This window comes from Bacillus tuaregi, assembly GCF_900104575.1.
Classification (GTDB): Bacteria; Bacillota; Bacilli; order Bacillales; family Cytobacillaceae; genus Bacillus_BD; species Bacillus_BD tuaregi.
The window spans coordinates 3,904,197-3,917,411 of the sequence record NZ_LT629731.1 but is presented as its reverse complement, the minus strand read 5'-3'; the positions used below and the strand labels follow the sequence as shown (position 1 = coordinate 3,917,411).

Here is a 13,215-nt window from a genome sequence, read left to right as displayed (position 1 = left end):
TAAAATTACGGGGAGCTGAACGGAATGAATATATTAGTTATCGGCCGTGGTGGTCGTGAGCATGCTATTTGCCGTAAAGTGAAAGAAAGTCCAAAAGTGGATACAGTATTTGTCGCACCGGGAAATGCAGGAATGACCGATGTGGCGGAATTGGTGCACATCGATGAAGGCAGCCAGGAGGAGCTGGTTGAATTCGCATTGGCAAATGAAGTTGGACTTACCGTTATCGGACCTGAGGTGCCTCTTTTAGAGGGTCTGGCAGATCGCTTTGAAGAAGCGGGCCTAAAGGTTTTTGGTCCAAAACAAAAAGCGGCTGAAATAGAAGGAAGTAAATCCTTTGCCAAGGAATTAATGCAAAAATATAATATCCCGACAGCAGAGTATGCTGTATTCACAGATTACGAGAAGGCGGTCGCTTATCTGAAGGAAAAAGGAGCCCCAATCGTGATTAAGGCTGACGGTCTTGCAGCCGGTAAAGGCGTTACTGTTGCTTTAACCTTGGATGAGGCTTTAGCAAGCCTCAAAGAAATGATGGTGGATGCAAAGTTTGGGAATGCTTCTGCAACGGTTGTTATTGAGGAGTTCTTAAGCGGCGAGGAATTTTCACTTATGGCGCTAGTGAATGGTGAGAAGGTGACACCGCTTGAAATTGCCCAGGACCATAAACGTGCCTATGATGGGGATCAGGGTCCTAATACTGGTGGTATGGGAGCTTATTCTCCTGTTGAGCATATTGGACAAGATACAGTCAATATTGCCATAGAAACAGTATTAAAGCCAGCAGCGCAAGCCATGGTAAAAGAAGGACGTAGCTTCTGCGGTGTGCTTTATGCAGGTTTGATTAAAACAGAGAACGGTCCAAAGGTCATTGAATTTAATGCCCGCTTTGGCGATCCAGAAACACAGGTTGTCCTTCCGCGCATGACCTCTGATCTCGTTGAAGTACTCGAGAAGGTAATTGACGGTGAAGAAGTACAAATCAGCTGGGATGATCAAGCTATGCTGGGCGTGGTTGTGGCATCAAACGGATACCCTGAGCAATATGAAAAGGGTGCTGTTCTGCACGGATTAGACACTGTAAGTAAGGATTTATTTGTTTTTCATGCCGGTACAAAGCTTGGGGAAACAGGTGATTTTGAAACAAATGGCGGTCGTGTTTTATTAGCAGGAACAAAAGCGGGTTCACTAAAGGAAGCACAGGAGGCTGTCTATAAAGGTTTGGAGCAGCTTCAATGTGATGGAGTATTTTACCGTAAGGATATAGGCTATAGAGCCATTGCATTACTGAATAAGTAAAGTGAAAATGATCTACTCAAATAAAAAGGATGGGAGGCCGTGTGGCTGATCATCCTTTTTATTTTGTAATGATTAATAATACATTTCTACTATAAAATATTTATCGTCAGGTGTTTCTCTGCATTTCATCTTTATATTAGCATGCTATTCTTTTCATATTAAGCAAGTCCTAGGATGGAATGGTGAAAGCCTTATAATTGGTTAAGCTATAATAGAATCACTACTTGAGAAATAATTGTGGAGAAGATAGAGCATGCAGAGAACCATTTTAATTGTAGAAGATGAGGATATTTTACGTGAAATTATGAAGGATTATCTCTTAAACGCTGGATATAGGGTATTAGAGGCAGCTGATGGCAAAGAGGCATTAGCTAGGTTTGAAGAAGAGGAGATACAATTAATTATTCTCGATATTATGTTACCTGAATTAGATGGCTGGACAGTTTGTCGACGAATACGTAAGAAATCGAATGTGCCAATCATTATGTTAACGGCTCGAGTAGATGAGGATGATACAATACTTGGATTCGAACTAGGTGCAGATGATTATGTTACAAAACCATACAGTCCGGCTATTTTGTTAGCGAGGGCTAAACGATTAATCGAAAGTCGATATTCAACGCAGGAGAATCATCCATATGAGGATACATTATTGAGTAGAAGCGTCCATGTACATATTCCCTCCCGCACAGTAACTGTGTGTGGAGAAGCAATCAGTTTGACACATACAGAATTTGAAATATTAACATATTTAATGCAAAATCAAGGGATTATCATTTCGAGAGAACAACTAATCACGAAAATTTGGGGCTACGAATTCGCTGGAGATGATCGAACCGTTAATAGCCATATCCGTAATTTACGTCATAAATTAGGAAAATGTGCAACATGTATTGTAACCGTTGTTCGAGCTGGTTATAAATTTGAGGAGCAGATATGAAAAGGGGGATTGTATTAAAGCTCTTTTTATTAACAACTGCGTTATGCACCCTTATTTTAGCGATTATTTTTATTGGACAAACCCTCTTTTTTAAGCAATATTATGCTAATCAAAAACTCAATGATATTCAAATGAACATTCAAGCCTTTGAAGAAGAATATGGAAAATCCGAAGGAAACCCTGAAAAGATTCATGCAATGGAGCAAAAGTTTTACCAAGAGAATACGGCCTGGATTACTACTTTAGATAGTTTTGGGAATATGAAAAATGCAAATGATTTTTCTTTAGAGATTCAATTAGATCGTAATCCAAACACTGCTTTTTCTAACCGTGTTATTCAAATTCCTTTGTATAGTCTTGTCGACTTAGAAAATATACAAAGGATGCAGTTTCGTTTTGAACAGGGAAACCGAATTATCATTGATGGAGTACAAAAGGGCGAAACGGTGATTCCTGCGATTTTAACGATAGTAGATGCGAATCTTCTATTAGAGAATAAACTTTTATCTGAGAAATTATATGGAAACAAGGAACAATCAGGAATCCTATATGAAAAAAAAGAAATAACAGAAAGGTTATATGGGGTAAGTCAACTGCCGTCAGATAGTAAAAGGGCAATTCCTGAACCATCACCAAATCCGAGTTCACAGTTATATTTAACAGGAACCATTAACAACGTACAATGGCCAGACAGCTCTAGAGGGCTAAATTATTCGAATCGGGTATTTATTGATAGGGTAAAGCAATTTCAAGTCAATTTAATCCTAAGTCAGGAACCTAATGATATAGCTTCTACAGAGATATTGGATTATGAACAAAATGATATTAAATATAAAATATTAATTAAACCAATAAAAGATGTAAGTGGTCAAACAAATTATATTTTTGCTATGACATCCTTACAGCCTGTTGATGAGGCTGTAAGGATGATACAGGATTATTATGTATACTTAATTATATTTGTATTGATTCTTATTATATTGGCATCGTTTTATTACTCTAAAAAAATCGCTAAACCACTGCTACGAATAAATAGTACGACAAAAAAGATTGCAGAATTAGACTTCTCAGAGATGATTCCAATTACGACAAAGGATGAAATTGGGGATCTATCTCAAAATATAAATACACTCTCGAAAACTCTACATTCATATATTAATCAATTGCAGCAGGATATAGAGAAAGAAAAAAGATTAGAAGAGACGCGAAAAGAATTTATCTCAGGTGTTTCACATGAATTAAAGACTCCTTTAAGTATTATGAAGAGCTGTATTTCCATCTTAGAAGACGGTGTTGCTGCAAATAAAAAGGATTACTATTTTAAAGCTATGGCAAAAGAAGTAGATAAAATGGATCGACTTATCATTGATATGCTGGAGTTAGCTAAATTCGAATCGGGCACATATAAAATGAAAATGGAAGTTTTCTATATTGATGAGATGATTGAATATATATGTGACCAACTTGCTTCAGAAATAACTAGGAAGAAGCTGCATGTTCATAAACAGCTTTCTAAATTAATGGTAGTTGCCAATCAACTTCGAATTGAACAAGTGATGACAAACTTTATTACGAATGCAATTCGTTACACACCAGAGCATGAAAGGATCATTGTTTCGGTTATAGAAGAAAACGATTACGTGAAAGTATGTGTTGAAAATAAAGGGACACATATTGCGCCAGAACATATAGAGAAAATATGGGATCGCTTTTATCGGGGAGAGACGTCTCGTCAACGCTCCAAAGGCGGAACTGGTTTAGGCCTCGCAATTTCAAAGAATATTTTAGAATTACATGATGTACCATATGGTGTATCGAATACTGAATATGGAGTATTATTTTACTTCTATCTAAAAGGCTATGTTAAACATGAGTGTTGATTTTCGTTCCAGGCACTTCGCTTTCCTGCGGGCGACCGCGGGAATCTTCGTGCCTTCCGCTACAATCAACCTATTAAAAATCAACAATGGACTTTAACACAGCCATTTAAAAAAAAGCGAGTAGAATTTTTTTCTACTCTTTTTTTAGACTATATTAGTGAAAATGTACTCTAACATAATACCAAGTTTTAAACAAACTTGACCTTATCTGCATTTTATCTTTATCAGCATTCATTAATATTTGATTAGAAACTATTAAAAGCTGATAAGGAGATTAAGATATAATGAAAAAAAGAGTGATATTACTATTATTTATTATATTAATTATGGGTGCAATCTTTAGTTTAATTAATACCAAAGGAGAAAAAAATATATTAAGAGAGGATAAACCGTTAATTGATGCTTTAGGTCAAAAAAATGAATCGAAGGAAGCTGAAGGCTTGAGCAGGAAAACCATTGTAATTGATCCAGGGCATGGTGGTGAGGATCGAGGGACAAAGGGAAAGGTACTTGGAACAATTGAAAAAGACCTAAATTTAAAGATAGCTAAAAATATAAAAAAAGAGTTAGAAGAAAGAACGGATGCAAAAGTTATATTAACACGTGAATCTGATAGTAGCTTACTGCCTGGGACGAATCAGAAAGAAGAATTACAAGCACGTGTAAAGGTAGCAAAAGACCATGAGGCTGATTTATATATCAGCATTCACCATGATGCATTTGAGGATGTGAATGTGAAAGGAATCACAACTCATTTTGGAGCCAATAAAAGAAAAGATAAACAGTTAGCCAGAATCATACAAAAGGCTATTTTTGATCAAAATATCGATACTCGAAATAGAGGTATACAAGAGAGTGATTTTCATGTATTAAGAGAAAATTCTTCGCCTGCAGTTTTAATAGAGCTGGGCTTTACGTCTAATGAAAGCGATGAAAAACGGATGAATTCAGAGGAATTCCAAGAAAAGTCAAAGAAGGGGATTGTTGATGGGATTATTCACTATTTTAAGATTAGTGGAAATTAAATCTTCTATCTTTCTCTATTAATCTACCTATTATTTATTGTAAGCATCGGTTGAATCGTATGAATCCACTCAATGAGAAGTCAACTCTGTTAAAAATATAATAAATCAGCAGAAATGGGATAGAGAGATAATGAAACAATTAACCAGAAGGAAAAAAGCCCTAACTAAAGCGGTAATATTCATAGTAGTTCTTCTTACTACATCTTTTATCATGTTTTTTTTACTAGGAAAATATCATTCTACGCCTGCGAAGGAAATAGTAGAAGATAGTAGGAAACCACTTAATACACCGCAACATAAAAATAAAATATCACCGGAAAGTCATAAAAGACCAGATGAAAAAACAGATGGAAAGGTTGTTTATTTAACATTTGATGATGGTCCTAGTGCATTAACAGGTCAATTTTTAGACGTATTGAAGGAACATAATATTAAAGCCACATTCTTCATGCAGGGAAGTAATTTGCTAAATACATGTTATCAGGAGATTGTAAAACGAGCAGTTAAAGAGGGGCATTATATTGGCGCGCATAGTATGACACATAATAGTAATGAGCTGTATCAAAATAAACAATTTGTACCTGAGATGAAAGAAACGTTAGCCCTTATTTATCATATTACAGGTAGTAAATCAAAATTAGTTCGTCCACCCTATGGTTCTGTACCAGGGTTAGAGCCTGAAGAAATTCGTAATCAAATTGTAGATGCGGGTATTAAAGTTTGGGATTGGACCATCGATTCGTATGATTGGAAACTGAAAGACCATCCAGATCAGATTATAACAAATATAAAAAACCAAACGACTGAAAAAGTAGAAGTGATCTTAATGCATGAAAAATCACAAACACTACAAGCACTTCCCGATATTATTCAATTTTATAAGGAACAGGGATATGAGTTCGGCGTATATAATGAAGAAAATCACTTGCAAGTGAATTTCTTGAATGATCAACGTATATAATCCTTTTATTATTGCAAAAAAATAGAGATTTTTACGATGTGTATAGAAACAGCTTAAAGATTAGAGGCTGCTATTTAAATAGCAGCCTCTAATCTTTAAGCTTCATGTCTTCCCAATATTTTTTTCTACTTTTATCATGTTACCAATCCTTTCTAAGTAGAAATTTACAATAAATTTACGCTAAACTTTAGTGCGCTAAACCGTGAAATATGTTAGTATTGATAGTGAAAAACCTTGTAAGGGTTTACATTTTATTAAATAAAGGAGGGGCGTAACATGCTTGAACAACGCTACCGTTGGAAAAATAAACATTTACGAGAACATGTTGCTGTCATGGATGGTAAAATTGCCCCGACCATACTGTTAAAAAATGCTCGTTATTTAAACCAGACATTTCGAAAATGGATGACAGCAAACATTTGGATTTATGATGATCGAATTGTTTATGTTGGAAATAGTTTGCCACAAAACACGAAAGGCTGCGAAGTGGTTGATTGTACCAAATTAACACTCGTTCCAGGATATATTGAGCCACATGCACATCCATTTCGTTTATATAATCCCCTAACACTGGCCGCATATGCATCCCAGTTTGGTACAACGACGATGATCAATGATAACCTATGGTTATTTTTACAGCTCGATAAAAAGAAAGCGTTTACCTTCCTGAGAGAAATGAGACAAATTCCTTCTACGATGTATTGGTGGAGCCGTTTTGATCCTGAAACTGAAATAAAGGATGAAGAGGTTACATTTTCTCATAGTCATGTAAAATCCTGGCTAGAGCATGATGCAGTCCTGCAGGGAGGAGAATTAACCGGATGGCCAAAGCTGCTTGATGGTGATGATATGATGCTTCATTGGATTCAAGAAGCCAAACGGATGAGAAAGAAAATTGAGGGTCATTTCCCAGGAGCGTCTGAAAAAACGTTGGCGAAAATGACCTTACTCGGGGCTGACAGTGATCACGAAGCGATTAATGGGGAAGAAGTATATAACAGACTCATGCAGGGATATACCGTTTCATTAAGGTATTCTAGTACCCGCCCAGATTTGCCAAAGCTTTTAGATGAAATTCATGAACTGGGCATTGATGTATATGATAAATTTATGCTTACTACAGATGGTTCATCTGCTGATTTTTATGAGCAGGGAATTATTGACAACATGATTAGGATTGCAATAGAAAAGGGAGTTCCGGTTGTTGATGCCTATAATATGGCAACAATCAATGTGGCTCGCCACTATAACATTGAATATTTACATGGAAATATCGCCACAGGTCGGATTGCTAATATTAATCTGTTAACAGATGAAAATAATCCAACACCAATATCAGTATTAGCTAAAGGGCAATGGGTTAAGCGTGATGGAGTGGTAATCAAAGATGGGTATAGGTTGTCATCTGCTGATGAATTTGATATGACCCCACTGCAATTAGATTGGGATTTGTCGCCAGAGGACCTGCAGTTTTCTATGCCTGTAGGAATTGCTATGGAAAATGCCGTCATAACAAAGCCGTATTCGCTGTCCATTGATGTATCCCGTGATCAACTAAGGAATAGCATGGATGAATGCTTCTTTATGTTTGTTGACCGGCAGGGAAATTGGAGAATCAATACGATACTAAAAGGCTTTGCCAAAAATCTTTCGGGATTGGCTAGTAGCTTTACCCATACCGGCGATATTATTTTAATTGGGAAAAATAAAAAGGATATGCTGAAGGCTTTTGAACATATGAAAGAAATTGGTGGTGGCATCGTCATTGCTGAAGATGGTGTCATTGTAAAAGAAATTTCACTGCCAATAAGAGGGTTGGTATCTAAGAAGCCGGTTGAGGAATTAATTGCTGAGCAAAAGGAATTTGTTGCTTATATGCAGGAAAAGGGCTATCGCTATACAGATCCCTTTCAAACTTTATTATTTTTCTCAGCTACCCATCTTCCATATATACGAATTACACCAGTAGGAATGTATGAGGTCAAAAAGAAAATGGTACTCTTTCCGACTATAATGCGTTAAAATGGAGAAGTGGAAAAATAGGACAATAAATGAGGTGTGTTCTATATGTGGAAGAAATGGCTAACCTTGACAACTGTTACCTTCTTCCTTCTTGCCGGCTGTAATTCGAAAGAAGAGGCAGTAACAGAGAATGGAGAAGTGTCAGAGCCAAATCAAGAAGGGGTTAACGAGAAATCAGATCCGCAGGAAAGTGAGCTGCCATTTCATTATCCGCTAACAGGTCTGGGAAGTGCTGATGAAGTGGATGGCAGAGCAGTTGCAGTGATGGTGAATAATCATCCTAAAGCCAGGCCGCAATCAGGACTCTATAAAGCGGATATCGTTTACGAAATTCTGGCAGAGGGAAATGTGACAAGATTTCTTGCCATTTTCCAGAGTGAACAACCTGAAATTATTGGTTCTGTGAGAAGTGCCCGTGAATACTATATCGAGCTCGCAAATGGCTATGATAGTCTTTATATTGCTCACGGAAATAGTGTGGGTGCCAAAGAATTACTAGATAGCGGATATATAGACCATTTAAATGGTCTATACTATGATGGAAGCTTATTTGAACGAGTGAACTTCCGTCAAGCACCGCATAATTCATATATCTCTTTTAAGAATATTTTAAAAGGGGCTGACCAAAACCATTTTGAGATGGAGGAAGCACCTGAATCACTTGTATTCTTAACAGAGGCTGAAGCAGATGATTTGGCAGGTGAAAAAGCCGAAACAGTATCTATCTCCTACTATGACAAAACCTTTAGTTCATCCTTTGAGTATGACCAAAAATTAGAAAAATATAAGCGTGCTTCAAATGGAGAGCAGACGGTTGATCAGCAAACAAAGGATCCAGTAGTAGTTGATAATGTATTTATTGTGGAGATGAAGCATTGGATTATTGATGACAATGCAGGTTTGCGTGACATTGATTTAACAAGTGGTGGAAGAGCTTACCTATTACAAAAAGGTCAGATGATTGAAGTGGAATGGAGAAATGTTGACGGTAGAATTTTACCTTTTGCAGATGGTAAAGAGGTAGGATTTGTACCAGGAAAGACATGGATTAATGTAATTCCGTCTGACCCTGGCCTTGAGCAGCTAATCTCATTCGAGTAAATGGTCATTTGTAGTGAATATAAAGGAGTAGTCTTCATGCAGATTGAAAAATTAAGAGGAAAAGAACTAGATCAGTTATTTAATGCCATTCTTTCATTGAATGATTTAGAAGAATGTTATCGATTTTTTGATGATCTTTGTACGGTCAACGAAATTCAGTCATTAGCGCAGCGCTTAGAGGTTGCGAGAATGCTTCGTGAAGGCAAAACTTATCATACAATCGAGACAGAGACAGGGGCAAGTACAGCCACTATTTCACGTGTAAAGCGCTGTTTAAATTATGGGAATGATGCATACGAAATGGCACTGGAGCGTATCAAAGAAGAAGATCAACCAGCTGCTGTAGAAGAATAATTGACAAAAAACCGATGGAATGACCCATCGGTTTTTTTATGTAAAAAAGTCATCTAAGTTGAGGTTTTTTAACTTGGAAAGCCTGCAAATACAACAGCCTAATTTCTTTTTTCATTTAAATTCTCTAATGCTATAATGGTTTAATGTAAACATGGAATGGAGGAAGTTTGCATGTATGATGTATGTGAGTGGAGGCATGTTTTTAAACTTGATCCGAACAAATCACTTTCAGATGAGCAACTGGAAAGGATATGTGAATCTGGCACAGATGCCATCATTGTTGGCGGGACCGATGGAGTCACAATCGAAAATGTGTTAGACTTGATGGCCAGAGTGCGCCGGTACACAGTACCTTGTGTATTGGAAATTTCTTCAATTGAAACAATTACACCGGGATTTGACTTATATTTTATCCCAACTGTGTTAAACAGCCGTAATCCTAAATGGATTACAGGTCTTCACCAAGAGGCAATCAAAGAATATGGGGATATCATGAATTGGGAGGAATTTTCCTTCCTTGGTTATTGCATTTTAAATAAGGACTGTAAAGCAGCGCAACTGACGGAGGCAAATACTGAGTTATCTAAAGCGGATGTAGCTGCCTATGCGTCGATGGCTGAACGGATGTTTCATCTACCAGTCTTTTATTTAGAATATAGTGGCACATATGGTGACCCTGAAGTGGTTAAGGAAGCAAAGAATTCGTTAGAAAACACACTGCTATTCTATGGTGGAGGTATCTCTAACCGTGAACAAGCAGGAGAAATGGCCGCACTTGCCGATGTAATTGTAGTAGGAAACAGTCTTTATGAAGATATAGAAGAAGCTTTAAAGACTGTTAAGGCAGTAAAGGGAAAATGATTGAATGATTGTAGTATGAAGTGTAAAATTATAACAGAACATATGTTTGAATGGCGGTGAAGAATAATAATGAATTTTTTAACAGATAAACTGTTAAACGGTCTTAATCCGCAGCAGCAGGGAGCGGTAAAAACGACAGATGGTCCATTATTAATTATGGCAGGAGCGGGAAGTGGAAAGACAAGAGTACTGACCCATCGAATTGCCTATTTAATGGTAGAAAAGCAAGTGAACCCTTATAACATTCTAGCGATCACTTTCACGAACAAGGCGGCTCGCGAAATGAGGGAGAGAATATATCGATTGATGGGCGGGGCAGCAGATGAGGTGTGGATTTCTACCTTTCACTCCATGTGTGTAAGGATATTAAGAAGAGATATTGATCGCATCGGCTTTAACCGGAATTTTACCATCCTAGATTCAGGGGATCAGTTGTCCGTTATTAAACAAATCCTAAAGGATAAAAACCTCGACCCGAAAAAGCATGACCCTCGAGCTATTTTAGGTTCAATTAGTTCAGCAAAGAATGAATTGATTGATCCGGAAACATATGCAAAGAATGTTGGAGACTATATTGAAAAGATAGTAAGTGATGTATACACCGAATATCAAAAACGCCTGCAGAAAAACCAAGCACTAGATTTCGACGACCGTGCGACACGTTTCACCCTAAGCATTTGTTAAATGCGGTAAAGGTGAGGACTAAGTAAACTTAGTTACAACTGAATTTACGATGTATGGAATGAAATAAGTTATGGTCTTATGAAACATACAGCCTAATACTTCCCTATGCGTTGCAGAGTGGTATTTCTGCAAGGTATAAAGCGGGATGAAGTCACGTGAAATAACCTAAGTCCTTAGGATATGGTTGTGATAGCGTGGGGCGCTATAAAATAGCTATGGTTAGAATGTCTAAATGTAGACTGACGAATCTGCGAATGTACGGGTCTAGACGAAGATAAGAGGGAAACTTCTTAGCTCCTTAAAATGGAGTGCAGCATACCGAAAAGTATGAGTGGTCGTTAAGAAATTCGGGATATCACCAAAAAGATATATATGTTGCAGGCTTAAAGCAGAGACCTAAGGCTATATGTACAGCTAGTAAATTCGGAACGTGGAAAGCAGACAAGATACGTATAACTTTTACCAGGTTGTATCTAACCCTATAAGGAAACGAAGTGGGTTTAATGTCTGTGAGAGCGAGGGCACAGTACCTGAGAAGCTATGATAACAAGTAGTGGAGGGATAGCCCTTAGACAGTGCAAATATCTAAAGTAAATTTCAATTAAGGAAAAAGTGAAATTGAAATAGATTAGCATTGTTGGAACGCCGTATGCGCTGAAAGGTGCACGTACGGTGTGGGGTGGGGGAAAACATGGAGATAACATCAAATTGTTACCTATCACCATTCATCATGATGACAATTAATTTATTCCGCAGAGTCCCTGAGGTGCTTGAAAATTACCAAAGGAAATTTCAATATATTCACGTCGATGAGTATCAGGATAGTGCGACACGTTGCTAATTGAAAAGATTAGCCACTGGCAAACAGCTAGGAGAACTGAGAATCTGAAGAGTCGAATGACGGGGTAACGCCCTGAAAGGCTCGCCTAAGGCTCCGAAGTGCGTTCACTATTGTATGATAGTGAGGGTTCTAAGCTCGGTGAAGAACTGCTGAAAGGTATCCTAACGAGAAAGACGAGGAAATCTCTCTGGAGGCAGAGGGTATACCTGATAGGTATGGGTTCTATAAAATATCTATGGTGAGAAATCAGATGAAACAACCATCTGTTGACGAATTCCCGAATGTACGGCTCTAGAGGTATAACTGGTCGAAAGGTCAGTCCTTACAAGTTAAGGGTTAGTGGGGTAAAGTAAGACTTGTCTTTATGAAATACCCTATGATGTTACAGGCATCATCAAGCTAACAGGGTTAGAGGGAACACCTAAGGATATATGTACAGATAAGATTCTCGGAACGTGGTAAGCCAACAACGTGGAGGGCATACACCCTGAGAAACGGTAGTGAGGAAAGTAAGAATACCTGAAAAGGCTCTTATATAACTCCTTTTATGTTGGTGAAGGTGGTGGCACAGTACCGATGAAGCTGTGATAACAAGCAGCGGAGGGATAGCCACTAGTCAACTCTTAGAAAACTAACTTTAAAATACAGAAAATCAGGTTCCGGTATGACTAAAAGAAAAGAAAGCTGAAATCATGAACTATAGTTCGTGAAAGAAGTGAGTACTTGACTGATTCTAACTTACAATCGAAGAAGTTAAAGAAGCAAAAGCTGAGAAATAACGAATATTACAACACACAAGAAATGTTTGATATGTTATATGACCAAAGTCAAAAAGGTAAAATCTTTACGATTTAGTTATTAGTCCTCAAAATATAAAATTGGCTTTTAGAAATATCAAGAAAAACGGAGGAATAAGACCTCTAGGTATCCCAACAATTGAAGACAGACTTATACAACAGTGTCTTTTGCAAATATTAGAACCAATATGTGAAGCAAAATTCCACAAACACAGCTATGGTTTTAGACCTAATCGTGGAACAATACACGCATATTCAAGAGCAGTGACACTAGCAAACAAAAATAAGCTTCATTATGTCGTCGATGTGGATATAAAGGGGTTCTTCGATAACGTAAACCACGGTAAGCTTTTTAAAGCAAATGTGGTATTTGGGAATAAGACATGCGGTGAAAGATGAAATCATAGACAAATACTTAATAAAAATTAAACCGGATGAGATTCAATTGAGAAA

At 37.4% G+C, this 13,215-nt stretch carries 10 protein-coding genes and 2 pseudogenes; all 12 read left to right on the top strand.

Translation table 11 applies throughout. The annotated features are described in order from the left end of the window. Positions 1-24: 24 nt before the first annotated feature. Positions 25-1,296 (top strand): phosphoribosylamine--glycine ligase, encoded by a 1,272-nt coding sequence (purD, locus tag BQ5321_RS21185; protein WP_071396354.1) that lies wholly within the window; start codon positions 25-27, stop codon positions 1,294-1,296. Between the two features lie 253 nt (positions 1,297-1,549). Then, positions 1,550-2,236, top strand: coding sequence for a response regulator transcription factor (locus BQ5321_RS21180; RefSeq protein WP_071396353.1), 687 nt, complete (start codon positions 1,550-1,552; stop codon positions 2,234-2,236). Then, the gene (locus BQ5321_RS21175; protein WP_071396352.1) at positions 2,233-4,116 is read left to right on the top strand and encodes a sensor histidine kinase; all 1,884 of its coding nucleotides are present in this window, start codon (positions 2,233-2,235) and stop codon (positions 4,114-4,116) included. The genes BQ5321_RS21180 and BQ5321_RS21175 overlap by 4 nt, the downstream gene beginning before the upstream one ends. A gap of 284 nt (positions 4,117-4,400) precedes the next feature. Then, positions 4,401-5,141 carry an N-acetylmuramoyl-L-alanine amidase family protein gene (locus BQ5321_RS21170; protein WP_071396351.1) on the top strand — a complete coding sequence of 247 codons (741 nt, stop codon included), beginning with the start codon at positions 4,401-4,403 and terminating at the stop codon, positions 5,139-5,141. Between the two features lie 130 nt (positions 5,142-5,271). Further along, positions 5,272-6,102: a polysaccharide deacetylase family protein gene (locus BQ5321_RS21165; protein ID WP_071396350.1), complete on the top strand. Its 831-nt coding sequence runs from the start codon at positions 5,272-5,274 to the stop codon at positions 6,100-6,102. A gap of 276 nt (positions 6,103-6,378) precedes the next feature. After that, complete coding sequence (locus BQ5321_RS21160; protein WP_071396349.1) at positions 6,379-8,124, top strand: adenine deaminase C-terminal domain-containing protein; 1,746 nt, start codon at positions 6,379-6,381, stop codon at positions 8,122-8,124. A gap of 45 nt (positions 8,125-8,169) precedes the next feature. Further along, complete coding sequence (locus tag BQ5321_RS21155; protein WP_071396348.1) at positions 8,170-9,225, top strand: DUF3048 domain-containing protein; 1,056 nt, start codon at positions 8,170-8,172, stop codon at positions 9,223-9,225. 36 nt (positions 9,226-9,261) lie between these two features. Continuing rightward, entirely contained in the window at positions 9,262-9,579 is a 318-nt protein-coding gene (locus BQ5321_RS21150; RefSeq protein WP_071396347.1) for a YerC/YecD family TrpR-related protein, read from the top strand. A 171-nt stretch (positions 9,580-9,750) separates the two neighbouring features. Further along, positions 9,751-10,440: a heptaprenylglyceryl phosphate synthase gene (pcrB, locus tag BQ5321_RS21145; protein ID WP_071396346.1), complete on the top strand. Its 690-nt coding sequence runs from the start codon at positions 9,751-9,753 to the stop codon at positions 10,438-10,440. A 69-nt stretch (positions 10,441-10,509) separates the two neighbouring features. Further along, positions 10,510-11,124, top strand: coding sequence for a UvrD-helicase domain-containing protein (locus BQ5321_RS21140; protein WP_071396345.1), 615 nt, complete (start codon positions 10,510-10,512; stop codon positions 11,122-11,124). A 691-nt stretch (positions 11,125-11,815) separates the two neighbouring features. Further along, positions 11,816-11,950, top strand: a pseudogene (locus tag BQ5321_RS23865) (UvrD-helicase domain-containing protein); the annotation flags it as partial. 825 nt (positions 11,951-12,775) lie between these two features. Beyond that, positions 12,776-13,180 (top strand): annotated as a pseudogene (locus tag BQ5321_RS23860) (reverse transcriptase domain-containing protein); the annotation flags it as partial. Positions 13,181-13,215: the final 35 nt, after the last annotated feature.

Excerpts from the sequence above, each read along its gene's own strand:
- BQ5321_RS21175 (WP_071396352.1), top strand. The coding sequence starts at position 2,233 with ATGAAAAGGGGGATTGTATTAAAGCTCTTTTTATTAACAACTGCGTTA.
- purD (WP_071396354.1), top strand. The coding sequence starts at position 25 with ATGAATATATTAGTTATCGGCCGTGGTGGTCGTGAGCATGCTATTTGC.
- BQ5321_RS21140 (WP_071396345.1), top strand. The coding sequence starts at position 10,510 with ATGAATTTTTTAACAGATAAACTGTTAAACGGTCTTAATCCGCAGCAG.
- BQ5321_RS21155 (WP_071396348.1), top strand. The coding sequence starts at position 8,170 with ATGTGGAAGAAATGGCTAACCTTGACAACTGTTACCTTCTTCCTTCTT.
- pcrB (WP_071396346.1), top strand. The coding sequence starts at position 9,751 with ATGTATGATGTATGTGAGTGGAGGCATGTTTTTAAACTTGATCCGAAC.
- BQ5321_RS21160 (WP_071396349.1), top strand. The coding sequence starts at position 6,379 with ATGCTTGAACAACGCTACCGTTGGAAAAATAAACATTTACGAGAACAT.
- BQ5321_RS21180 (WP_071396353.1), top strand. The coding sequence starts at position 1,550 with ATGCAGAGAACCATTTTAATTGTAGAAGATGAGGATATTTTACGTGAA.
- BQ5321_RS21165 (WP_071396350.1), top strand. The coding sequence starts at position 5,272 with ATGAAACAATTAACCAGAAGGAAAAAAGCCCTAACTAAAGCGGTAATA.
- BQ5321_RS21170 (WP_071396351.1), top strand. The coding sequence starts at position 4,401 with ATGAAAAAAAGAGTGATATTACTATTATTTATTATATTAATTATGGGT.
- BQ5321_RS21150 (WP_071396347.1), top strand. The coding sequence starts at position 9,262 with ATGCAGATTGAAAAATTAAGAGGAAAAGAACTAGATCAGTTATTTAAT.